The 23,188-nt window shown below is 52.4% G+C and carries 17 protein-coding genes and 2 pseudogenes; 15 read left to right on the top strand and 4 right to left on the bottom strand.

All coding sequences use genetic code 11. The features are described from left to right. The first annotated feature begins 189 nt into the window (after positions 1–189). The 8 genes and pseudogenes from ATL17_RS10915 (at position 190) to phoB (ending at position 8,370) form a co-directional block, all read left to right on the top strand. Positions 190–1,485, top strand: coding sequence for a sensor histidine kinase (locus ATL17_RS10915; protein ID WP_133572827.1), 1,296 nt, complete (start codon positions 190–192; stop codon positions 1,483–1,485). Between the two features lie 216 nt (positions 1,486–1,701). Further along, complete coding sequence (locus ATL17_RS10910; protein ID WP_133572826.1) at positions 1,702–2,703, top strand: substrate-binding domain-containing protein; 1,002 nt, start codon at positions 1,702–1,704, stop codon at positions 2,701–2,703. Between the two features lie 93 nt (positions 2,704–2,796). Next, positions 2,797–4,188 (top strand): phosphate ABC transporter permease subunit PstC, encoded by a 1,392-nt coding sequence (gene pstC, locus ATL17_RS10905; RefSeq protein ID WP_133572825.1) that lies wholly within the window; start codon positions 2,797–2,799, stop codon positions 4,186–4,188. Then, positions 4,181–4,666 (top strand): annotated as a pseudogene (locus tag ATL17_RS17095) (DUF3333 domain-containing protein); the annotation flags it as partial. The gene pstC and the pseudogene ATL17_RS17095, both read left to right, overlap by 8 nt. Positions 4,667–5,074: 408 nt before the next feature. Then, positions 5,075–6,013 (top strand): annotated as a pseudogene (pstA, locus tag ATL17_RS17090) (phosphate ABC transporter permease PstA); the annotation flags it as partial. A gap of 56 nt (positions 6,014–6,069) precedes the next feature. Beyond that, positions 6,070–6,867, top strand: coding sequence for a phosphate ABC transporter ATP-binding protein PstB (gene pstB / locus ATL17_RS10895; protein WP_281275892.1), 798 nt, complete (start codon positions 6,070–6,072; stop codon positions 6,865–6,867). Positions 6,868–6,942: 75 nt separating this feature from the next. Then, positions 6,943–7,647, top strand: coding sequence for a phosphate signaling complex protein PhoU (gene phoU / locus ATL17_RS10890; RefSeq protein ID WP_133572822.1), 705 nt, complete (start codon positions 6,943–6,945; stop codon positions 7,645–7,647). 24 nt (positions 7,648–7,671) lie between these two features. Then, entirely contained in the window at positions 7,672–8,370 is a 699-nt protein-coding gene (gene phoB, locus ATL17_RS10885; RefSeq protein WP_133572821.1) for a phosphate regulon transcriptional regulator PhoB, read from the top strand. 13 nt (positions 8,371–8,383) lie between these two features. On the opposite strand, the gene ATL17_RS10880 is transcribed toward phoB, so the two are convergent. After that, positions 8,384–8,986: a class IV adenylate cyclase gene (locus ATL17_RS10880; protein WP_133572820.1), complete on the bottom strand. Its 603-nt coding sequence runs from the start codon at positions 8,984–8,986 to the stop codon at positions 8,384–8,386. A 308-nt stretch (positions 8,987–9,294) separates the two neighbouring features. On the opposite strand from ATL17_RS10880, the gene ATL17_RS10875 reads away from it, so the two are divergent. Then, positions 9,295–10,137, top strand: a complete 843-nt coding sequence (locus tag ATL17_RS10875; RefSeq protein WP_133572819.1) for a carbohydrate ABC transporter permease — start codon at positions 9,295–9,297, stop codon at positions 10,135–10,137. A 436-nt stretch (positions 10,138–10,573) separates the two neighbouring features. Here the strand turns inward: ATL17_RS10875 and ATL17_RS10870 are convergent, their stop codons facing one another. Next, positions 10,574–11,152: a GcrA family cell cycle regulator gene (locus ATL17_RS10870; protein WP_133572818.1), complete on the bottom strand. Its 579-nt coding sequence runs from the start codon at positions 11,150–11,152 to the stop codon at positions 10,574–10,576. A 353-nt stretch (positions 11,153–11,505) separates the two neighbouring features. Here ATL17_RS10870 and ATL17_RS10865 point away from each other — a divergent pair, with 353 nt between their 5' ends. The 5 genes from ATL17_RS10865 to ATL17_RS10845 all read left to right on the top strand — a co-directional run bounded on the left by ATL17_RS10865 (position 11,506) and on the right by ATL17_RS10845 (position 19,376). Further along, on the top strand, positions 11,506–12,675 hold the full coding sequence (locus ATL17_RS10865; protein WP_166639031.1) for an aspartate aminotransferase family protein: 1,170 nt from the start codon (positions 11,506–11,508) through the stop codon (positions 12,673–12,675). 71 nt (positions 12,676–12,746) lie between these two features. Beyond that, positions 12,747–13,673: an ornithine carbamoyltransferase gene (gene argF, locus ATL17_RS10860; protein WP_133572816.1), complete on the top strand. Its 927-nt coding sequence runs from the start codon at positions 12,747–12,749 to the stop codon at positions 13,671–13,673. Continuing rightward, positions 13,670–14,662, top strand: coding sequence for an Hsp33 family molecular chaperone (locus tag ATL17_RS10855; RefSeq protein WP_133572815.1), 993 nt, complete (start codon positions 13,670–13,672; stop codon positions 14,660–14,662). Before argF ends, ATL17_RS10855 begins: the two co-directional genes overlap by 4 nt. 119 nt (positions 14,663–14,781) lie before the next feature. After that, positions 14,782–16,215 (top strand): efflux RND transporter periplasmic adaptor subunit, encoded by a 1,434-nt coding sequence (locus ATL17_RS10850; RefSeq protein ID WP_133572814.1) that lies wholly within the window; start codon positions 14,782–14,784, stop codon positions 16,213–16,215. Positions 16,216–16,217: 2 nt separating this feature from the next. Next, complete coding sequence (locus ATL17_RS10845) at positions 16,218–19,376, top strand: efflux RND transporter permease subunit (protein WP_133572813.1); 3,159 nt, start codon at positions 16,218–16,220, stop codon at positions 19,374–19,376. 9 nt (positions 19,377–19,385) lie between these two features. On the opposite strand, the gene ATL17_RS10840 is transcribed toward ATL17_RS10845, so the two are convergent. Then, positions 19,386–20,831, bottom strand: coding sequence for a TrkH family potassium uptake protein (locus ATL17_RS10840; protein WP_133572812.1), 1,446 nt, complete (start codon positions 20,829–20,831; stop codon positions 19,386–19,388). A 178-nt stretch (positions 20,832–21,009) separates the two neighbouring features. On the opposite strand from ATL17_RS10840, the gene ATL17_RS10835 reads away from it, so the two are divergent. Continuing rightward, entirely contained in the window at positions 21,010–21,633 is a 624-nt protein-coding gene (locus ATL17_RS10835) for a CDP-alcohol phosphatidyltransferase family protein (RefSeq protein ID WP_133572811.1), read from the top strand. A gap of 335 nt (positions 21,634–21,968) precedes the next feature. On the opposite strand, the gene metZ is transcribed toward ATL17_RS10835, so the two are convergent. Then, positions 21,969–23,174, bottom strand: coding sequence for an O-succinylhomoserine sulfhydrylase (gene metZ, locus ATL17_RS10830; protein WP_133572810.1), 1,206 nt, complete (start codon positions 23,172–23,174; stop codon positions 21,969–21,971). Between the last annotated feature and the right edge of the window lie 14 nt (positions 23,175–23,188).

Here is a 23,188-nt window from a genome sequence, read left to right as displayed (position 1 = left end):
AAGAGTTCACGGCCAACTGGAAAAAGTTTATGGTCCGGTGAAGCTGGCGTAAAGCCTTGTATGGATTGAAAAAGCCGAAATCGGATTTTGCCGCCCATCATCTATTGCTAAAATGATGTCGTTGAAACTTCATAATGGCTGACTAAATGAGGTCGGATTATTGTCGAGCCATATTTTTTAGGATGTAAAATGAGTGGAATGGACCCAGCCGCACCAAATCGCAGTTTGACTATTCGCTGGCGCGATCGCTTTTATGCCGCGCGCTGGGTGCTGTTGGCATGCTCACTTGTGTTTCTGGTGCTTTATGCAGGCGAAACGCTCACTTTGGCCCAAGCCATCCTCTCATTTGGCATCATCTTTTTGGCTGCTATCGCTGTGCCACGCCGGGCACACTTGGTGCCCTCCATCCGCAATTTAGATCAACAGCCCTCGCTTTGGCCGGATACCTCCACCAAGCGTTTTGCTGAGGCATTGCCAAATCCATGTTTGATCGTCGACCGTCGGGTAATCTTGCGCTACCGCAATGATGCCGCGGCCAGCGAGTTTCCATCCACTTCTATTGGCGACCCATTGTCCTTTTCATTACGCAACCCGCTTTTGCTAAACACCATCGAAAAAGCCATTGCGGATAATGACCGGGCAACTGGCGAGTTTCGCGAAACCGTGCCTGCCGCCAGTTGGTATCAGGTCAGCGCGGTGCCGCTCGAGGTGCAAAAGCCGGGTGTTGCCCCAAGTGAACGCACAAACCTTTTTGTCGTTACCATCATCAACCAAACCGAGCAGCGGTCTTTGGACCAAATGCGGGCAGACTTTGTGGCCAATGCCAGTCACGAGCTGCGCACGCCGCTTACCTCTCTTATGGGCTTCTTAGATACATTGATGGGCCCCGCCGCTAATGATTCAAAAGCGCGCGATCATTTTCTCGGCATTATGCGCGGGCAGGCGGAACGTATGTCGCGCCTGATTGATGACCTGCTGTCCCTATCGCGCATTGAATTGCGCCAGCACCAGCGCCCCACCACCAAGGTGGATTTGGGCAATCTGGCCAAAGAAGCAATTGAAATGCTGCAACCGCAGATCACGTCAAGCAATGTCCAACTGGAGTTTGATAACCAGCTTGAAGGCTTGCATGTGACGGGTGATCGTAATGAGCTGACCCAAGTGCTCACCAACCTAATTGAGAACGCCATTAAATATGGAGAGGAGGGCGGGCAGGTTGATGTTCGCCTCACCAAAGAAACAAACCGTCTCAATTATGGCGTGAGAATCACCGTGAAAGATGATGGCCCCGGTATCCCTGCTGAGCATGTACCGCGCCTCACGGAGCGATTCTACCGCGTTGATGTGGAATCATCCCGCCGCAAAAAGGGCACTGGCCTTGGCCTTGCCATCGTCAAACACATTGTCAGCAGGCATCGCGGCGATCTTGAAATAACCTCAGTGGTGGATCAAGGAACTGAAATTAACGTGCTTCTGCCGTTATAAAATGTGTCATCTTCAATGTTTTTGCACAGAGTGCGTCCTGAAAAGCTGTTTTTTATCAATAGTTTGTGTTGTCATCTAATTGTCATTTAAAAGACATAAAACCATTAGCGCAGAGCAATAGGGTGCCCGCAGATCGGGAGGAAACGGCCAGCAGCAAAAACTGGTTGCCCGACGTGAAAAATGAATTTGAGTGCAAGCTCTAAAGAGGATGACATTATGAAATTCGCCCAATATGCAAGCGTTGCTGCTTTGGTTGTTGCAGGCTCAGTTGCCGCAACTGGTGCACAAGCACGTGACCAAATCTCAATCGTTGGTTCTTCAACAGTATTTCCATTCGCAACAGCGGTTGCTGAGCGTTTCGGTCAAACATCTGACTTCCCAACACCTGTTGTTGAATCAACTGGTTCAGGCGGTGGCTTGAAGCTGTTCTGTGAAGGTGTAGGCGAAGGCACACCAGACATCACCAACGCATCACGTCGTATTAAAAACTCAGAAATCGACAACTGCTTGGCCAATGGCGCCACTCCAGTTGAAGTTAAAGTTGGTTTCGACGGTATCGTATTGGCTGGTGCAAAGTCAGGTGCTGACTTGGCAATTAGCCGCGAGCAAATCTTTGCTGCTTTGGCTAAAAACGTTGTTGTTGACGGCCAAGTTGTTGCAAACCCATACATGAACTGGTCAGACATTGACCCTTCATTGCCTGCAACAAAAATCGAGGTTCTTGGTCCTCCTCCAACCTCTGGCACACGTGACGCCTTTGTTGAATTGGTGATGGAAGAATCTTGTCAAGAAGGCATCGAAGAAGATGCTTGTGGCGAAATCCGTGAAGATGGCGCGTTCATCGACGCTGGCGAGAACGACAACTTGATCGTTCAAAAGCTTGAAGCAAACCCAGCTGCTGTTGGCATCTTCGGTTTCTCTTTCCTTGACCAAAACGCTGACAAAATCAAAGGCGCAACTGTTGATGGCGTAGAGCCAACATTTGATGCCATTGCAGATGGCGACTACCCAGTTTCTCGCTCACTCTACTTCTACGTGAAGAAAGAGCATGTTGGCGTGATCCCAGGTATCCAAGAATATGTTGCTGAATTCACTTCAGAAGCTGCTTGGGGTGATGAGGGTTACTTGACTGAAAAAGGCTTGATCCCATTGCCAGCTGAATCTCGCGAAAAGTTCAAAGCAGACGCTGAAAACTTGGTTGCTGCAGAAAAGATGTAAATCTTTTCACTGAATAAGCGTCGCCTCGGGGCTTTTCCCGGGGCGGCCTATATGCTCTTAAGGGGCATCAATGATTAAAAACGGGGTGGCAAGGTGCAAGGCTGGTTCTTCGTACTCATTTTGGTTTTAACCGCATGCGCGCTTTTTTATATTGGCCGCTCTCGTGCTGTCACCACAGTTGGTGGTGATGCAACAATTCTCCACTCAAAACCCGGCTTTCATGGCGCCTTCGTCATGATTTGCGGCCTCGTGCCCGCGGTGCTGGTGTTTTTGACCTGGCTTTTATTCTCTCGCTATTTGATCAACGCCTATGTCACCGCCCAGCTAGGGGCGGATTTTGCTAATTTGGCGACAATTGAGCAGCAGGCGCTTTTGCGCAATATGCGCTCATTCGCTGATCGGGCAGATTTGAGCTCGCTGGCCGCGCTGGAAGTGGCGGCGGTTGAGCATTATCGCGGTTTTGTGGCCACCGCAGCTTTGCTGGTGCAAGTGATCGTCGCGGCGTTGGTTGTTGTGGGCAGCTGGTTTGCCGTGCGCGCCATCAAGCAAGAATTGCGCGCCCGCCAGTTTGTTGAAAAAACAGTGATGGCTGTGTTGATCGCCGCATCTGGCGTAGCGATCCTCACAACCATCGGCATCGTGCTTTCATTGATTTTCGAAAGCATCAACTTCTTCCAAAAAGTGAACTTCTTGGACTTCTTGTTCGGCACGCACTGGAGCCCGCAAAGCGCGTTTGAAGGCGTGGGCGCAGAAGCGACCGATCGAAATTCAGAAGTATTTGGCGCAATCCCGGTTTTCGCAGGCACATTGCTGATCACCGCAATCGCTATCATCGTGGCAGCGCCGATTGGCCTTATGTCCGCGATTTACCTATCTGATTATGCGTCACCAAAAGTGCGCGCAACAGCCAAGCCGATCTTGGAAATCTTGGCCGGTATCCCAACCGTGGTTTATGGCTTCTTTGCCGCGCTCACCGTTGCGCCATTCTTCCGCAACACGGGCGATGCAATCGGCATTTCCGTGTCATCTGAAAGTGCATTGGCCGCTGGTTTGGTGATGGGCATCATGATCATTCCATTCGTGTCGTCACTGTCTGACGATGTGATCAACTCTGTGCCGCAAAGCTTGCGCGATGGCTCGGCTGGCCTTGGTGCCACCAAGTCTGAAACCATTCGCCGCGTTATTCTGCCAGCCGCATTGCCGGGCATTGTTTCTGCTTTAATGCTCGCCATCTCCCGCGCCATTGGTGAAACCATGATCGTGGTGATGGCTGCTGGCCTTTCCGCAAACATGACCGTGAACCCCCTTGAAGCGGTCACCACGGTAACTGTACAAATTGTAACCCTTCTTGTGGGTGACCAAGAGTTTGATAGTGCAAAAACACTTGCGGCCTTTGCCTTGGGCTTGGTGCTGTTTTGCGTTACTCTGCTTTTGAACGTCATTGCGCTTCGGGTTATCCAGAAATATCGAGAGCAATATGACTGATTTAGCAGGTGGCAACGTGGAACACGTCTCGATCCATACCAGCGAAGGTGCGCGCCAACGTTTGGCGAAACGCTATCGCGGCGAGTCCATCTTTAAATGGCTAGGCCGGTCTGCCATTGGGGTTTCAGTAGCGTTCTTGCTGTTGTTGCTTTCAACTGTGGTGTTTCAGGGCTTGCCCGCTTTCACCTTTAACTTTGTCAATTTGCCGTTCGAATTGACTAAGGAAAAGCTGGACTATGATGGCACTGCCGAAAGCTTGCGCAAAGCCAATTATGACGCTGTGGTGCGCGATGCCATTCGCGAACAATTCCCAACCGTAACGGGCCGCAGCGAGCGGCGCACATTGGGTGGCCTTTTGTCATCTGGTGCTTCTGTTTATCTGCGTCAGCAAGTGTTGAACGAGCCAGATGTGCTGGGCACCAACAAGCGCTTGGAAGTGCCAATCTCTGACTTTGCAGACCTTTATCTTAAAGGCCAGATCACCAGCGACTACACCATTGAAGGCCGCGGTGCCTTGCGGGTGGAGCGCGGTGAAAATGGCATGCGCTTGATCGCAGATCAGGACGTATTTGCAGATGCGTTGTCCCGTGCCAAAGACACATTGAGAGCACAAGAAGCAACATTGCGGGCCCAACAGTCTGGCTTGCAATTGTCACTCAACAAAACGCGCGGCGACATCAAAGCGCTGCAAGAGCGCATTCCTGCCGAAACCAACGCCAATGTGAAGTCGCGTTTGGAAGCAGAGTTGGAACGCTCGGAGTCTGACATCACCGTGCTTGAAGCGCGTATTAAGCAACTTGAAGAGCAAATCACCAACATTGAAAGTCGTGTGGCCAACCCTGGTCTGGGCGAAGACCTCACAGGCGAAATGATGTCAGTGTTGGTTTATGCCGATGGCGCAGTGTTGAAGGTGCAAAAAGTCACCTCAACAACCGCCAATGTTGAGCAATATCTCCCGCTTGATGAAGCTGTGACCTCACTTGATGCCAGCCAATGGTCCATCCGCGTGTTGGAAGTGCCAGAGGCAAACCGCAAATTCACTGACCAAGAAATTGTGTGGACAGATGAGTTGGTTGAGCGCGGCTTTGTTCGCTCTGGCTTGAACACCATCTTCTTCACCCGCGGCGCCAGCCGTGAGCCTGAAATGGCGGGTGTGTTGGGTGCTGCGGTTGGTTCCGCGCTCACCTTGATCATCACTTTGCTTTTGTCATTCCCATTGGGTGTGGCCGCTGCGATTTACTTGGAAGAGTTTGCGCCGAAAAACCGTTGGACCACCTTGATTGAGGTGAACATCAACAATTTGGCTGCGGTGCCGTCCATTGTGTTTGGTTTGCTTGGCTTGGCCGTGTTCCTCAACTATTTCGAGTTGGATCGCTCCGCCCCATATGTGGGTGGTATGGTGTTGGCCTTGATGACCTTACCAACCATCATCATCGCATCGCGGGCCGCTTTGCGCGCTGTGCCGCCATCCATCCGTGAAGCCGCTTTGGGCATTGGCGCCTCTCGCTTGCAAACAGTGGTGCACCATGTGTTGCCTTTGGCCATGCCAGGCATTCTCACCGGCACAATCATTGGCATGGCGCAAGCCTTGGGCGAAACAGCGCCGCTATTGATGATCGGCATGGTGGCCTTTGTGGTGGATATCCCGATGGGCTTTTCTGATCCGTCCACCGTGTTGCCCGTGCAAATCTTTATGTGGGCAGATTTCCCAGAACCAGCATTCCAACAGCGCACATCTGCCGCGATTATGGTTTTGCTCGGGTTCTTGATCACCATGAACGCGCTTGCTGTCGTGCTGCGCAAACGTTTCGAACGCCGTTGGTAGGCCGATATTCGGTTGAACCAAGCATATTGAGGTAGAGAATGAGTGTAGAAGCAAATATGGCCGCCACCGCAGCAAAAGCTCCCGCTGTGAACACCGGTAAGGTGAAAATGAGCGGCAACGGCGTCAACGTGTTTTACGGCGAAAAGCAAGCGCTGTTTGATGTGGATTTGAACATCTACGAAAACCAAGTGATTTCGTTGATTGGCCCTTCTGGCTGCGGTAAGTCCACATTCTTGCGCTGCTTGAACCGCATGAACGACACCATCGATGTATGTAAAGTCACTGGCAATATCATGCTGGACGAGCAAGATATTTACGACAAAAACATCGACGTTGTGGAATTGCGTGCGCGTGTGGGCATGGTGTTTCAAAAGCCAAACCCATTCCCAAAAAGCATCTATGAAAACGTGGCCTATGGCCCGCGCATTCATGGCATGACCCGCACCAAAGACGAGTTGGACGAATTGGTCACCTCTTCCTTGCGCCGCGCTGGCCTTTGGGAAGAAGTGAAAGACCGTTTGGACCAGCCGGGCACTGGCCTTTCTGGCGGTCAGCAGCAGCGTTTGTGCATTGCACGCGCCATTGCCACCCAGCCGGAAGTGTTGTTGATGGATGAGCCATGTTCTGCGCTTGACCCCATCGCCACCGCAATCATTGAAGAACTGATCGACGAATTGCGCGCCAACTTCACCATCGTGATCGTAACGCACTCTATGCAGCAAGCTGCGCGGGTAAGCCAGAAAACAGCCTTTTTCCACCTCGGAAAATTGATTGAAGAAGGCCCAACCGATCAGATTTTTACCAACCCGATCAACAAAAAGACCCAAGATTACATCACCGGACGTATCGGGTAATAATTAAAGCGCGTGGGACGTTGTGATAACGTTTCCCAAAAGCGGCACTAAGCACTAGCGGCGAAAGATATAACAATGGCAACACCAGATAACGAACATATCGTCACTTCCTACGAAGATGAATTGACATCTTTGACTCGTGCCATTTCTGAAATGGGCGGCATGGTTGAGGTGGCAATCACCAACGCCACGCAAGCGCTGGTGCGGGTAGATCATGAATTGGCCAAGCAAACAGCGCAGGCCGATAAACGCGTCGACAACATGCAGCGCTTGATTGATGAGCAGGCTGTATCCATGATCGCACGCCGCCAGCCAATGGCTGGGGATTTGCGCCACATCGTTTCCGCCATTCACGTGGCAAACGATTTGGAGCGCATTGGTGACATCGCCAAAAACCTGTCGCGCCGTACATTGCATATTGATAGCCAGCGCGTGTCTAAGCAGCTTTATAATGGTGTGCGCCATATGTCTGATTTGTCATTGCAGCAAGTCAAACGCGCATTGGACGCATTCACCGCGCGGGATTCAAAAATCGCGATCGATGTTTGCCGTCGTGATGATGAAGTGGACTCGCTTTACATCTCATTGTTCCGTGAATTCCTTACCTATATGATGGAAGATCCACGCAACATCACCGATTGCACCCACTTGTTGTTCTGCGCCAAAAACTTGGAACGCGCAGGCGACCACGCCACCAATATCGCGGAAGCTGCCTATTATCTGGAAACAGGTGGCAATCTTTATAACGATATTGAGAGCGGTAAAGTCTCTCTGGGATAAGTTGAAAATTGTGAGGTTGGGCCCATGTCTCCCCATATCCTGATCGTCGAAGATGAAGCCGATCTGGCTTTAATGCTGCGCTATAATCTGGAAGCTGAGGGCTATAAAGTCTCTGCAGCGGAAAGTGGTGATGAAGCAGCTTTGATCATGCGCGAAGAGGTGCCTGACCTTATTTTGCTCGATTGGATGTTGCCTGGTCTTTCCGGCATCGAGCTGTGCCGCCGCTGGCGCACGCGCGAAGAAACGGCCCGCACACCCATCATTATGATGACCGCCCGTGGCGAAGAAGAAGAGCGCGTGCGCGGTCTTGCCACCGGGGCAGATGATTATGTGGTGAAACCTTTCTCCGTGCCTGAATTGCTGGCTCGTGTGAAAGCGCTGCTGCGCCGATCAAACCCACATCTAACCGCCCAAAGCCTCACCGCTGGCGACATCGAATTGGACCGCGAAACCCACCGCGTGCGCCGCTCAGGTCGCGAAGTGCATCTTGGCCCAACCGAATATCGCTTGCTTGAATATCTCATGCAAAATCCCGGCCGCGTTTACTCGCGCGAACAATTGCTTGATGGCGTTTGGGGGCACGATGTCTATGTGGACGAACGCACCGTAGACGTCCACGTCGGCCGCCTCCGCAAAGCCATCAACCGCGGCCGCTCCAAAGACCCCATCCGCACTGTCCGCGGCGCTGGCTATTCGTTCGACGAAAAGTTTGCCACGGCTTAGAGGCTGAAGGAAGTCATCTTCCATCTGTTGAGCCAAATAGGAGCTCACGGTAAGAAAGATGTTCCTCTGGATAGCTAGTTAGCTTAAGCACTACTGCTGTCTGTTGCACTTCGTCACGCAGCGTGGGGAGCAAATCTTCATCGTCAGTCATTATTGCCAGTTCAACAAATGAACCTAGACCTTCTACGTGATCTAACGTGACGTGAAATTTGTCGATGAAGTAAATATCTCGACGCTTGTGTATTTGTCGCTTCTCAATGAAGCCGAGTGATTTTAACATCGCGAGTGCTTTATCAAAATTGGCAAGATCCATTGCCACACATTCGTCTTTTGCCGGCCCTTTAGAAATCCAAAGTACACGTTCAGAAGGTTGCATACGCCGGAGAGTATGAAATTGGCCGTTAGCCTCAAGTCGTCCATCGGGTAAATCAAGAAATACGTCAGTTTCGGCATTGCCTAGGGTAAACGGAATGGCTGATAACTCTTCAAGGCGTTCTCTCACAGACGCAATATCCGCAACACGGAATTTTCTTTCCACTTCGAAGCGCCCTTTAAAATGATCGCCGGGATCGCATAGCATGCCTTTGGTTTCCAAGTGGTCAGAGCGCTGCTGCATTTAGAAAATCCCTTCTCATCATATAATTTTTATAGTGGCGATGTTTGCCATTTGCCAGCCGGAAACCCGTTAAATTGGTTGTCATTCTGCTAAATCTTGGAGCCTAAAGCGAACCATCTCTGTTCATTCGAACGCCGTAACCCATTTAAAACCATTTCCGATGTAACTTTACTACATCTGCGAATTCGGCCACCCTTCGGTGGAAATCTGATTGCATTGATGAAGAGTTGAAACGCTCGGTAGAGTGGGCGTGGGATGCTGTTGAACGGGAGGATGTTCTGCGGCATTGGAGATTTGGGGAGTAGGGCATGATCAACAAATATAGATGGTATGAAACGATTGGCATCTATTTCGGCATCTTTGTGTTCCTATCCCTTATGCTTGCACCATTCTTTGAAGCGTTCTTGGTGTCGCTGCGGCCGTGGCGCGAAATTGTTTCTATTCCCTATCATGTCTTTACCGAGGGCATGAGTTTTGACGCCTATTTTTCGATCTGGCGACGCATCCCCTTGCTTGGGCATTATATTTGGAACAGCTTCTTTATCGGTATGTCCGTCACGATCCTGACTTTGATCGCCGTAATCCCGGCGGCTTGGGCCTTCGCGCGGTATGAGTTTAAGGGCCGCGACGTCATTCTAACCGGATTTTTGACCGTCACCATGATCGGTGCCACCGTGATGATCCTGCCTTTGTTCAAAATCTTCTTGAAGTTAGGCCTGGTGAATACTTATTGGGCTGTCATCGTGCCGGGCGCTGCCTTTTTGATCCCAACGGGCATCTGGCTGTTGCGCTCATATATGATGAAAATTCCACCCGAGTTGGAAGAGGCCGCATGGGTAGATGGCGCATCGCGGCTCTATATTCTGCGGCGTGTGATTATTCCCATTTCCATGCCCGGCATTGTGGTGGTCGCCATCGCCACCTTCATCGGCGCCTACTCGCAGCAATTTGTGCTGTCTTTCGCGTTCCTCTGGGAACCCGAAATGCAGCCCTTGCCCTTGGGGCTATACCCTTATGCAACAGGTTCCGTTTCCCGTTGGAATGAAGTCATGGCCGCAAGCATAATCGGCATTTTGCCAGTTCTATGCCTATATCCGTTCCTCCAACGGTATATGGTCGCCGGTCTCACTGCTGGCTCCGTGAAGGGCTAGCAAAACCGAATATCGTTTGTGAGGAAAAAACGGACGAGCGCTGCGAGGCTCCCGGCGCACTTTTGCCCACACACGTTTGATCGTGAGTAAAAACAAATTCCTCGGCACTCGCGCCAACTCTTCCGGCACCTAAACAAGGCTTGGGCGGCTCAGCCCGAAACTTTTAAGTTTCGCGCCCGCGCAGGTTAGGCACCGAAAGGTGCCGCTCAACCGCGAGCGAAAAAAACTCCACCCAAAAAAAGGGCCGCACAAGGCGACCCAATTTCAAGTTACGCTGCTTAGTTCTTCTTGCCAGAAGGCCAACTTGTTTGGCCGCGCCCGCGCAGGTTAGGCGATCATCTTTGATCGCCGCTCAACCGAGAGCGAAAAAGATCGGCGCACCTTTCCCCCAAAAAAATAGGGCCGCACAAGGCGACCCAATTTCAAGTTACGCTGCTTAGTTCTTCTTGCGCCGATCAAGGGAGTGGTAAGCGCGCTTGGAGTGAAATTCGCAATAAGGTTTGCCTTCATCGCTGTGGCGACCACAAAAGTGGAAGTCATCAGCAACAGGATCGCCAATTGGCCATTTACACGTATGCTCGTTCAATTCCATCAGGCCAATGCGCTCGGCTTCTGGAATGAAAATTTCAGATTCAGCGTTCAATTCAAAGCTTTGCTCGGCTTCAGTATCCGCACTCATTTTCAGGGCGGTGTTGCCGGCAACTGCTGGTCCGCTTGAACGGCGCGGCGCTGAGGAGGCGGCCGCTGGGCGGCTGCTGCTCGCTGGGCGTGCGCTTGTGTTCGAGGCGGCACCGCTCGGTCGTCTCGGTGTGCTGGATGCGGTTGCCCGTGGCTTGCGCGCCCGTGGCGCTGAAGAAGCGGGTTTTGCCCGGCCAGAAAGTTTAAGCCGGTGCACCTTGCCGATCACCGCATTGCGGGTTACCCCTTCGCCAAGCTCAGCCGCGATTTGGCTTGCACTCAAGCCTTCCATCCATAGTTTTTTCAAAATCGCAACGCGCTCGTCTGTCCACGCCATGGAGGTCCTCCATTTTAATCAAAAGATAGACTCCGGCACCTCACCGAAAAATGCATAAAATCCGGTTCAAATACCATCCATCGTATGTACTTATAGGTCCGCCACACGAGATATCGTGTTCCTATAGCCTCACTTTACAAGACCGGATGAATCCGTGACAAGGCTCACTTTGTTTTTATTCCGGTTATCCAAGACATTTTTTAATGTCGTTGCATTTACGCCATTTCGCAGCCGATTGACTTTTCCCAGTTAAACTGGTCATAAATGCACTGGTTATCGCGTTGCGCCAGCTCGGGCAACGCGTTTTTTGGTTTTGGAACTTGCGCAGCATCGCTGTTTGGACAGAAAGGAACATCAAGAAAATGTCCGCACTCTATAAAAATTATCAACGCGCCGATCTCTCTTTTGAGCGGGGCGAAGGGGTGCGGCTATTCTCGTCAGACGGCGGAGAATATCTTGATTTTGCAGCAGGCATCGCGGTGAACGCGCTGGGCCATGCTGATCCTTATGTTGTGAGCAAACTTAAAGAGCAAGCCGAAAAGCTTTGGCATGTCTCTAATGTCTTCTCCATTCCTGAAGCAGAAAAGCTCGCACAGCGGCTGGTCGACATTTCTTTTGCCGATATGGTGTTCTTCACCAATTCGGGCGCTGAAGCGCTTGAATGTGCCATTAAAACAGCACGGCGCTATTTCTATGATCAAGGTCAGGAAGACCGCTATGAGATCATCACCTTTGAAGGTGCTTTTCATGGCCGGACATTGGGTACCATCGCCGCAGGCGGCAATGAGGCCTATTTAAAAGGCTTTGGCCCCAAGGCTGAAGGCTTCCCCCATGTGAAGGCAGGCGATTTGGACGCGGTGAAAGCGGCGATCAGCGATAAGACCGCTGGCATTTTGCTAGAACCAATCCAAGGCGAAAGCGGCATCAACGTGTTTAGTGCCGAATTTCTGCGCGACATCCGTGCTCTTTGTGACGCCCATGGCATTTTGCTGATTTTGGACGAAGTTCAATGTGGCTATGGCCGCACGGGCAAAATGTTTGCTTATGAATGGGCAGGCATCAAGCCAGATGTGATGGCGCTGGCTAAAGGCATTGGCGGCGGCTTTCCGCTGGGTGCTTGTTTGGCAACAGATAAAGTTGGCGCCTCCATGGTGCCGGGCACCCATGGCAGCACCTATGGCGGTAACCCGATGGCGTGTGCCGTGGGCAACGCGGTGCTGGACCGGATTTCAGAAGATGGCTTTTTGGACCATGTTGAAAAAATGGGCCAACATCTAAGCTGGTCTTTGCAGCAATTGGCGCAAAAATTCCCAGATGAAATTGTGGAAGTGCGCGGCAAAGGTTTGATGGCGGGCATGAAAGTAAAGCAGCCTGCTGCGGAATTGGTGGCCAAAATGCGCGAGCATCATCTGCTTGTCGTTGGCGCGGGTGATAATGTCATTCGCTTTTTGCCACCGCTCATTGTTGAAAAACAGGACATTGATGAGGCGATCAACCGAATGGAAAAGGCGCTCTCGGCCTAAGGCCAAGCCTTCCTTCATTCAAACGATCTTCGCTTCCCCCACAAGCAACTCATGACAAAAGGACAGTCACCATGGCTGCAACACAACATTTTTTGGATCTCGGCCAATTCACTAAAGAAGAGCTGAGAAAAATTCTCGATTTGGCCCACGCCCTGAAAGCAAAATTGAAAGAGGGCGAAAAACCACCTTTGTTGAAAGACAAAGTGTTGGCGATGATTTTCGATCGGGAAAGCACCCGTACCCGCGTTTCATTTGATGTGGGCATGCGCCAGCTCGGCGGTCAAACCTTGATGCTAACCGGTGACGAAATGCAATTGTCGCGCGACGAGACCATCGCGGATACAGCTCGGGTGATGTCGCGTTATGTGGATGCGATCATGATCCGCTTGCTTAGCCATGATGATCTGGAAGAAATGGCCGCGGCGGCCACCATTCCGGTGATCAATGGCCTAACGCGCTTTTCACACCCTTGCCAAATTATGGCGGACATTATGACCTATGAGGAACATCGCGGGTCGATTGAAGGCATTAAGATTGTGTGGCAGGGCGACAGTAACAATGTGTTGATGTCGTGGATTCAGGCGGCAAATCTGTTTAACTGTGAGTTGAAAATTGCTTGCCCTGAACAATATAAGCCTAATCAGGCGATGCAGGCCGAAATAAATGCGACCAATGGTCGGGTGCAAGTCACTCAAGATCCGGTTGCTGCCATGAAAGATGCAGACCTGGTCATCACCGATACGTGGGTTTCAATGGGCGATCTGGATGCCACCATCCGTCGTGAAATTTTGTCGCCGCACCGGGTGACACAAGAATTGATGGATGAAGCCAAGCCAGACGCCATCTTCATGCATTGCTTGCCGGCACACCGGGGCGATGAGGTCACATCTGATGTGCTCGATGGCCCGCAATCGGTTGTTTTTGATGAAGCTGAAAATCGGCTGCACGCCCAAAAAGCAGTTTTGTGCTGGGTGTTCGGCATTGAGGAGCTTAAATGACAGATGATTTTATGAAGGCCGTTGGCCTTGATCGGGCGGAAAGCCTAACTGACAGTGTGGTGCCGTTCGCGGTTGAAAATTTGGATGTGCGTGGCCGTTCGGTAAAGCTGGACGAAGCGCTAAACACCATTTTGACCCGACATGATTATCCAACGCCTGTGGCGCGTCTTTTGGGCGAAGCTATTGTGCTGTCTGCTTTGGTGGGTTCGTCTCTCAAATTTGAGGGGCGGTTCATCCTGCAAACCCAAACTGACGGCCCGGTCAATATGATCGTGGTGGATTTGCAAACCCCAAACGGGTTGCGCGGCTATGCCCGGTTTGACGAAGTTGCGCTCAATGAAGCGGCTGAAAAAGGTGAATTGTCGCCAGAACAATTGTTGGGCAAAGGCATTTTGGCCATGACCATTGATCAGGGCGAAATGACCGAGCGTTACCAAGGCATTGTTCAGTTGGATGGCGTGTCACTGGAAGAAGTGGCCCACCGCTACTTTATGCAGTCTGAGCAAATTCCAACCATTGTGCGGCTGGCAGTGGCTCAGTTCAGCGAAAAGGGCAAGGCGCAAGACCAGTGGCGGGCAGGCGGCATTTTGCTGCAACATTTGCCTGAACATGGTGGCCGCACCATGGCTGATCTGCCAGGTGATGGAGATTTCAACAATCCCGACACAGCAGACAATGAGTTTGAGCCAGAAAACAACTGGGTCGAAGCCAGCGCCTTGTTGCAAACTGTTGACGATCATGAATTGGTCGATCCGGAAATCTCGTCAGAACGGCTTTTGTTCCGTCTCTATCACGAAACAGGCGTACGCGTGTTTGAGCCGATGGATCTGGAAGAAAAGTGCGGCTGTAATGCCGACAAAATTGAAGCCATGCTCGAACAGTTTTCGAACGATGATATCGACGCCATGGTGGTTGATGGGGATATTGAGGTGGTGTGTGAGTTCTGCTCAACCGCTTACCATTTTAATCCGCATCAATTCCGTAAATAAGCGCAGCAAACAGCAAGGGTTGATCCAGCTAAGGCCGATATTACGTAAAGATGGACAAAGTTTAATTTGTTGAATGTGCGCCATAGGCGTAAATTGGGCAAAAAACCGGGATCTTTACTATGGACCGTCATCTGGATCAGCCCAGCGCAACTGATCAAGCCTCTGCCACCACACCTCAAAAAAGTGTGCCCAAGCGGAGGCGCGTGTCCATCTTCGCCATCTTCTTTCGGATTGTCCTAGCCATCGCCATTCTTGGCGGGGCGGGCTTTTTTGCGTTTCAAATGGTGTCCAGTCGGCCCGAACCGCCTGAGCGCCAAGCGCGTGAACGCACGTTCACCGTGCGCACGGTGGAAGTTACCGCACAAACCGCCCAGCCTCATCTCACTTATTTCGGCGAAATTGTTGCTGCGGGTGCTTTGGATGTGCGGGCACAGGTTGCGGGCGAAATTGTTGAAATTCATCCAGACCTTGCAGTGGGTAATGCCATTGCCAAAGGCGATTTGATCGCCCGCATTGACGATTTTACCTATCGCGGCGCACTCACCGAAGCAAAGGCCAGCTTGGCCGAAGCAGAATTGGCCGCCACTGAAGCGCGTGAGCGGTTGCAGCTTGAGCAGGATAATCTGAGCTTTGCCCGCGAACAGCTTGAGCTTTCTAAAACCGATTTGGAACGGGCCAAAACCCTATTGCAATCTGGGGCCTTGACCCAGAAAAACGTTGATGATCGGGAATTGTTGGTGTCGCAACGGGCGCAGGCTTTGAAACAGCGTGAAGCCAATATTGCCATTCAGCAAGCACAGTTGGATCGCCAATTGGCCAGCATTGATCGGTTTGAGTGGCAAGTCGAACGCGCAGAGCGCAACCTTGCCAACACCGAAATTCGTGCCCCGTTCGATGCTGTGGTCAACACGGACTCCATTGCTCTGGGCAAAATCGTCAACGCCAACGAAGTGTTGGTGGGGCTATATCGCCAAGATCAGTTGGATGTGCGGTTTACCATGTCAGACCGTCAATATGGGCAAATCTTCGCGGATGGCCTCGTTGGACGACCCATTGAAGTGATCTGGGAAGTTGAACCGCAAAATCTAACCGCCACAGGTGCCATTTCGCGTGCCGGGGCGCAAATCGATGCAGCCAAAGGTGGTGTAGAGGTTTATGCGCGGCTAGACGATGCGCAAGCCGCTACGTTCCGTCCGGGCACATTTGTCAAAATTCTGGTGCCGGGTCGCGCATATGAAAGCGTGATCCGCCTGCCTGAAACCGCCATTTATGATAACCGCCTCATCTACACAATCGAGGATGGCCGTATGGTGCCACACGATGCCGAGATTGTTGCGCGCGATGGGGCGCAGCTTTTGGTGCGGTCAGACGTGGTGGACGGGGCCAATGTGATCACCACACGCTTGGCACAAGCGGGCGAAGGCCTTGCCGTCACAGTTGAAGGCGAAGCGCCGCCCATCCCGCGCCGTGGCAATGGCGAAGGCAATCGCGGCGAGCGTGGGGCGCCGCCACAGGCTGAAGAAGCGGCCTCAAGCGAAGGCGATGGGGCATAATCATGGCGAAAAGCACCCGCGCACGCTCCATCGTTGAGCTATTTGTCCGCCATCGCAACGCTGCCAACTTGTTGATGATCTTGATGATCTTGTTTGGTGCATGGGGCGTGTCCAAACTCAATCGGCAATTCTTCCCCTCGCTTGAAGTCAAGCAAATCCAAATCTCCATGGTATGGTCTGGTGCCAGCGCCGACGATATTCGCAAAAACATGTTGCAGGCGATTGAGCCAACGGTACGGTTTTTAGATGGCGTGCGGTCCATGTCTTCTCAAGCGCGGGAAGGCTCCGGCTTTATCAATTTGGAGTTTGAGCGCGATACGGACATGCGCCAAGCCGAAGCGCAGGTCGAAGCCGCTGTTGCGGGTGTCAGCAACTTGCCCATTGAGGCGGAAACGCCAGAGGTCAACACGCCCAAATTCTTCGATCCCATTGCCGATATCGGTATTTCGGGCCCATTTCCTGAGGCAACCTTGCGCCATTATGCGCGGCAAATTCGTGACGGATTGTTGGATGCCGGGGTCGATCGGGTCACCTTCACGGGCTATCGCGACCGTGAAATTAAAGTGGTGGTCGATGATCAAAAGCTACGCCAGTTAGATTTGACCACGGCGCAGATCGCGCAGGCCATTGCGCAAAATACTGCCGATAGGCCTTCCGGTTCCGTTGAAGGGGATTTGCAAGCACAGATCCGCGCCCTCGCGCCCGAAATTGGCATCAATGAACTCTCAAAGCTGGAAATTAAAACCACCTTCCAAGGCGACAAATTGCTGCTCGGTGATGTGGCAAAAATTACTGACGGATTCAACGCCGATCAAAGCGTTGGCTTTATGCGCGGCGATCAGGCTATTCGTCTGTCCGTCTCTCGCTCAGCTACCGCAGACACGGTCGAGTCCTTCGAGAAAATGAACAATTATCTCGATGAAATCCGCCCCACATTGCCCGCATCGCTGAACATTGAAGTGTTCAACGCCGCCGCCTCATTGGTGGAAGATCGCCTAAATCTGCTCGTGAAAAACGGCGTAACTGGCTTGGCGCTGGTCTTGATCGTCCTGTTTATCTTCTTGGATTTCCGCATCGCCTTTTGGGTGGCCGTGGGCATTCCCGTTTCAATTTTGATGACATTGGGCGTGATGTTCTTCACTGGCCAAACCATCAATATGATTTCCATGTTCGCCCTGTTGCTCACGCTGGGCATCATTGTTGATGATGCCATTGTGGTCGGCGAACACACCGCCACGCGCTATGCATTGGGCGACAGCCGCGCCGAAGCGGCCACCAAAGGGGCAGGGCGCATGGCTGCACCAGTTATCGCTGCTAGCCTCACCACCATGGCCGCTTTCGGCCCCATCCTGTTGGTGGGCGATGTGGTTGGGCAAATCCTGTCAGCCCTCCCGATGGTGGTGATCGCCGTTTTGCTGGCGTCGCTGATCGAATGTTTCTTTGTGCTGCCGGGTCACTTGTCTCACGCTCTGCCAAAAGAGCGGAAAGAGCCGGGCATGTTCCGCCGCAATTTCGACCGAGGCTTCGAGTTTTTCAAAGAGCGCATTTTTGGCGCAGTCTCCCGCGTGTCCTATCGCTGGCGCTACGCCACCACTGCCATCGCCATTGCCTTGGCCATTCTGGGCGGTGCGTTGATCCCTGCGGGCAAATTGGGATTTGAGTTTTTCCCCTCAGTCGAAGGGGAAACGGTTTCGCTGAACGCCAATTTCCAACCCGGTGTGCCGCAGGAAGATATGTATGCGCTCATCGATGAAATGGGCAAAGTGGTCACCAAGGTTGAGGAAGAATTGACCCCCGAGGGCGAAACTTTGATTGTCACCAGCTTCGCCTCGTTGGACGTAGAAAATGGCCGGGCGAACATTCAAGTCTATCTCACCCCATCTGAGTTGCGCTCAGTGCGTACCCGCGAAATTGGTGCCGCTATCCGCCAACAATTACCGCGCTTTGCTGGGGTAGACCGCATTGGCGTGCGCGAGCCTCGTGGAGGCCCTCCAGGTCGCGCCATCGACATTGAATTCACCGGAGCCGACACAGCCACATTAAAAGCAGCAGCAGAAGATTTGACCGCAGTGCTTGAGGGCTTTGATGGGGTGCAGGACATTAACGACACCCTCAATTACGGCAAGCCCGAATTGGTGTTGGAGCTGACCCCGCGCGGCAGCGCTTTGGGCTTTAATATCGATAGTTTGGGCAGCCAAATTCGCGATGCATTTGAAGGCCGGGTGGCCCGCCGCGTTGCTGCAGAAAATGAAGAGATCACCATCCGCGTAGAGCGTGATGGCGAAAATGAAGGCACATCTGCCCTGCGCAATTTGTGGGTGCGCTCACCCGCAGGCAATTTCGTGCCCTTGCTCGAAGTGGCCAGCTTAAGCGAACGTCAGGGCTTCAATCGCATTGTGCGTGAAGAGGGTAAAACGACGGTCCGCGTGATTGCCGATACGGATGGCGACATCATCACTGGCCCCGAAGTGCTGGAACGGCTGGAAGCAGATTATCTCGGCACCATCGTGGCCGACCATGGCGTGGCCTACAGTTTTGGCGGCACCCAAGCTGAACAAAGCGCCGCTTTTGGCGATTTGCAATTGGGCGGCCTGATTGCCTTGGGCATTATGTATGTGATCATCGCCTGGATTTTCGCGTCCTATTTTGCCCCCTTGGCGGTGATGTTGATCATCCCATTTGGCGTCGTGGGGGCCATTTGGGGGCATTATATTATGGGCTATTCGCTCACCATCATTTCGGTGATGGGCTTGTTGGGCTTGGCCGGTATTTTGGTGAATGACTCTATCGTGCTTGTCTCCCGCTTGCAGGAGCGGTTGGAAGAGGGTGACAGCCTGTTCGAAGCCGCCACAGGGGCCTCGCGAGATCGTTTGCGGGCCGTGCTGCTTACCTCATTGACAACCATTGGTGGCCTTGCCCCACTCTTGTTCGAAACCAGCTTGCAGGCGCAATTCCTCATTCCAATGGCAATCACCATTGTATTTGGCTTGGGGTTGGCCACGGCTTTGGTGCTGTTCTTGGTGCCTGCCTTTATTGGCATCGGCGCAGATATTGGCGCTTTCTTTGGCTGGCTTTTCCTGCGGCCCAATGCGCCAAGTTTCCGCGGCCTTTTGCTCGGCCATCACCACACGGAACCGCGCAAGCCAGAACCGGCAGAATAAGCGAAATGGTTAGCCGCGCCAAAAGCGCGGCATAAACAGCACCAACACGGTGAAGATTTCCAGCCGGCCCACAATCATGCCGATGGACACCATCCATTTTGAAATGTCGGGCAGCGGGCCAAAATTGCCTGATGGTCCGATAATTTCACCAAGGCCTGGTCCCACATTGGAAATGGCCGTTGCAGCCCCGGAAAAGGCGGTCAAACTGTCTAATCCGGTCAGCGACAATAACAGCGCCAAAATGATGAAGAACAAGAAGTAGAGAAAGATAAAGCTCATCACAGAGGCGGAAACCGTGTCGGAAATCACTTGCCCATTATAGCGTTTCACAAACACGCCTGAAGGATAAAGGATTTGCCGGATATGCTGTTTCAAATCCAAAAATAGCACTTGGAAACGGAAGATTTTAATCCCGCATGAGGTTGAGCCCGCGCACCCACCAATAAAGGTGATGATAAAGAACAGCGTGATCGAAATCCCGCCCCATTGGCCATAGTCAGTTGTCGCATAGCCGGTGCCTGTCATCACCGAGGTGACAGAAAAGAGCGCGTGGCGGAATGCCACTTCGCCGCGATCAATATCATCAACATATTGGATCAACACGGCCACAAAGGTCACCGCCGCAACCAATATCAAAAAGGTTCGTACTTGGCTGTCGCGCCAAAGCCCCAACAGGTCGCCACGCACCATTTTCACATACAGCAAAAACGGCAAGGCACCCAAAATCATAAAGGTCACCGCAATATAGTCGATCATCGCGGATTCATAACTGTCGATTGATCCATCACGCGTGGAAAAACCACCCGTGGCCACTGTGGTCATAGAGTGGGCAATCGCATCAAAAAGGCCCATGCCTGCAGCCCAATAACAAATGGCGCAAATGAAGGTCAGGGCAATGTAAATGGTGGTCATGTTCGAGGCGATTTGCGCGGCGCGCGGCAAAATCTTTTCTGCGGTGTCAAAGGCTTCCGCCTTAAACATCTGCATGCCCCCAATTTGCAACATAGGCAGCACGGCAACCGCCATCACAATAATGCCCAAGCCGCCAAACCATTGCAGCAAGCTACGCCACAACAAAATGCCCGGGGGCAAATCATCAAGGCCAGAAATCACCGTTGCCCCGGTGGTCGTCAGGCCCGACATGGATTCAAAAAACGCGTCAGTGAAGTTAAGGTTGATCCCTGCCCAATAAAAGGGAAGGGCACCAAATAAAGCCAGCACCACCCAAATGATGGCGGTCATAAAAAAGGCCTGCCGTGCATTCAGGCTTTGATCATAGCCAAATGAAGAAGCCCAAATGCCTGCGCCCAGCAATGTGGTGATCAAACCGGAGGTGACAAAAACGATCCAGTCATCATTGCCCACCAGCGCATCGGCAATAGCAGGCAGAAACATGGAGCAGCCCAAAATCGCGGTCAGCACACCAATGATCATCAAAATCGGACGAAATTCCATAAATGTGCAAATCCCGGATGTTGCCGACTCTTTTGCGTCACCGCAAATCTACCATAACATTCTGCTCACAAACATGTGCAGCCTGTTCTCAACTCTTGAGTGATAGTTTAGTTTGCGTCGCAAGTGAAGCCTTGTCGAAGGCTTTGCACCCAGTCTGATGTTTGTGAGGGATTTATTCATGCTTGATGGCCAGATGCGAAGATGGATCGATCCTCCGCTCAATTTTATCGGCCAGCAAATGGCGCGGGCGGGCATTTCCGCCAATGGCGTCACCTTCGCTGGTCTCGCAATCGGCCTGCTTTCTGCCGTTACGGTCGCCTTGGGCATGTTTTATGCTGCATTGATTTTGATGTTGCTGTCCCGCGTGATGGATGGCTTGGATGGCGCCGTGGCCCGTGCCACGCAGAAAACTGACTTTGGCGGCTATTTCGACATTACCGCAGATTTCCTATTCTACGGCGCATTCCCCTTCGCCTTCATTGTGCTGGACCCCGCCCAAAATGGCGTGGTCGGCGGCCTGCTTCTGGTCAGCTTCTATTTTAACGGTGGCACATTTCTGGGCTATGCGATCCTCGCCGAAAAGCACAAAATGAGCACTACAAAGCGCGGGTCGAAATCACTCTATTTTTCCACAGGCCTTACCGAAGGCACCGAAACAATTGCCTTCTTCGCCGCGCTATGCATCTGGCCACAATATTTCAACATACTCGCAGCCATCTTCGCCGCTGCGTGTTTTTACACCGCCTTTGTTCGGATGCTCTTGGCCTATCAGGAGTTCGGCGGAGTCCAAACTAAGGAGTAGGGCACCGGGACTGTTCCCGGCGCGAGGCTTGGATTCCGGCCTTTAGCGATCCTAGAAATATAAGCGCAGCCAATCCTTCCCACGGCGTCATTGCAAGACTTGATCTTGCAATCCATTTCACCTTTCGGGGCGGCACGAGCTGCAATCAATCTCAAAAACCATCCGGCTCGGCCAATCCCAATTGGACCCCAAGATCAAGTCTTGGGGTGATGGGCAAAGCCAAAGCACACACGACGCTTCATATGTATCCGCTGCAAATCAAACGGCACTGACGCCGCCCCGGACTTGATCCGGGGCCAATACGCCCGCGATACGCCATCAGGCCGTGATCACCCCTAGATTTGGTCCAGTGCAAATTGCAGGTCAGAAAGCAAATCTTCTTCCGCTTCCAACCCAACAGACAAGCGCAACAGCTTTTCTGAAATGCCCAACTCTGCCCGATCTTCTTCTTCCAACCGCTGGTGGGTGGTGGTGGCCGGGTGGGTGATAATGCTCTTGGCATCACCCAAATTGTTGGAGATTTTGATCAGCGCCAAATGGTCCGCAACAGTGTAAGCATCTGCCTGCTTGCCCTTCACGTCAAAGGCCAACATGTTGGAGCCGCCACTCATTTGCTTTTGCGCCAAATCATATTGCGGGTGCGATGGGTGCCCGGCATAATAAACCCGCTCCACCTTAGGGTGGTTGGCCAACATGTTGGCAACAGCGCTGGCATTTTGCGCCATTTTTTCCACCCGCAAGCCAAGAGTTTCAAGCCCCTTGAGCATCACCCATGCATTAAATGGACTGATGGAGGGGCCAGTTTGGCGGATAATCGTGTGCACATCGCCTTCGATCAGCTCTTTATCACCCACAATCACACCGCCCAAACAGCGGCCTTGCCCATCGATATGCTTGGTGGCCGAATAAACCACCAAATCCGCGCCCAATTCCAAGGGGCTTTGATAGATTGGGGTGGCGAACACATTGTCGACCACAAATTTTGCCCCATGGGCTTTGGCAATTTTGCCCACAGCTTCCAAATCGACCAGCTCGATTGTGGGGTTGGTCGGGCTTTCTACAAACACCGCCTTGGTGTTGTCGCGCATCGCAGCTTCAAAATTCTTGGGGTCGCGGCCATCCACAAGGGTGGAGCTGACGCCCCAGCGCGGCAGAAAATCTTCCACCACATAGCGGCACCCGCCAAACAATGCACGCGAGGCCACCACATGGTCGCCCGCCTGCACCAAGCTCATCAGCGCGGTGGTTACCGCCGCCATGCCGGTGGCCGTGCCCCGCGCAGCGTCTGCGCCTTCAAGGCCCGCCATGCGGTTTTGAAACATCTCAACAGTTGGGTTGGAGAAGCGCGAATAAATATGGCCTTCCGTTTCGCCCTTAAACCGCATTCGTGCTTCTTCTGATGTGGCATAAGTAAAGCCAGATGAGAGGTAAAGCGCTTCTGAAGTTTCGCCATGATGGCTGCGCTCAGTGCCGCCATGCACAGCGCGCGAAGCAGGGGATTGGTTTTTCGGGTCCAAAAGTGGATTTGTCTTGGTCGCCATATTTTTTCTGACTA

Source organism: Maritalea mobilis (assembly GCF_004363175.1).
GTDB lineage: Bacteria > Pseudomonadota > Alphaproteobacteria > Rhizobiales > Devosiaceae > Maritalea > Maritalea mobilis.
The sequence above is the reverse complement of the archived record's forward strand: the minus strand, read 5'-3'. Positions and strand labels throughout refer to the sequence as shown.

Bases quoted from the DNA above. Each gene is read 5' to 3' on its own strand.
- ATL17_RS10915 (WP_133572827.1), top strand. From the start codon at position 190: ATGAGTGGAATGGACCCAGCCGCACCAAATCGCAGTTTGACTATTCGC.
- ATL17_RS10910 (WP_133572826.1), top strand. From the start codon at position 1,702: ATGAAATTCGCCCAATATGCAAGCGTTGCTGCTTTGGTTGTTGCAGGC.
- pstB (WP_281275892.1), top strand. From the start codon at position 6,070: ATGGCCGCCACCGCAGCAAAAGCTCCCGCTGTGAACACCGGTAAGGTG.
- phoU (WP_133572822.1), top strand. From the start codon at position 6,943: ATGGCAACACCAGATAACGAACATATCGTCACTTCCTACGAAGATGAA.
- phoB (WP_133572821.1), top strand. From the start codon at position 7,672: ATGTCTCCCCATATCCTGATCGTCGAAGATGAAGCCGATCTGGCTTTA.
- ATL17_RS10880 (WP_133572820.1), bottom strand. From the start codon at position 8,986: ATGCAGCAGCGCTCTGACCACTTGGAAACCAAAGGCATGCTATGCGAT.
- ATL17_RS10875 (WP_133572819.1), top strand. From the start codon at position 9,295: ATGATCAACAAATATAGATGGTATGAAACGATTGGCATCTATTTCGGC.
- ATL17_RS10870 (WP_133572818.1), bottom strand. From the start codon at position 11,152: ATGGCGTGGACAGACGAGCGCGTTGCGATTTTGAAAAAACTATGGATG.
- argF (WP_133572816.1), top strand. From the start codon at position 12,747: ATGGCTGCAACACAACATTTTTTGGATCTCGGCCAATTCACTAAAGAA.
- ATL17_RS10855 (WP_133572815.1), top strand. From the start codon at position 13,670: ATGACAGATGATTTTATGAAGGCCGTTGGCCTTGATCGGGCGGAAAGC.
- ATL17_RS10850 (WP_133572814.1), top strand. From the start codon at position 14,782: ATGGACCGTCATCTGGATCAGCCCAGCGCAACTGATCAAGCCTCTGCC.
- ATL17_RS10845 (WP_133572813.1), top strand. From the start codon at position 16,218: ATGGCGAAAAGCACCCGCGCACGCTCCATCGTTGAGCTATTTGTCCGC.
- ATL17_RS10840 (WP_133572812.1), bottom strand. From the start codon at position 20,831: ATGGAATTTCGTCCGATTTTGATGATCATTGGTGTGCTGACCGCGATT.
- ATL17_RS10835 (WP_133572811.1), top strand. From the start codon at position 21,010: ATGCTTGATGGCCAGATGCGAAGATGGATCGATCCTCCGCTCAATTTT.
- metZ (WP_133572810.1), bottom strand. From the start codon at position 23,174: ATGGCGACCAAGACAAATCCACTTTTGGACCCGAAAAACCAATCCCCT.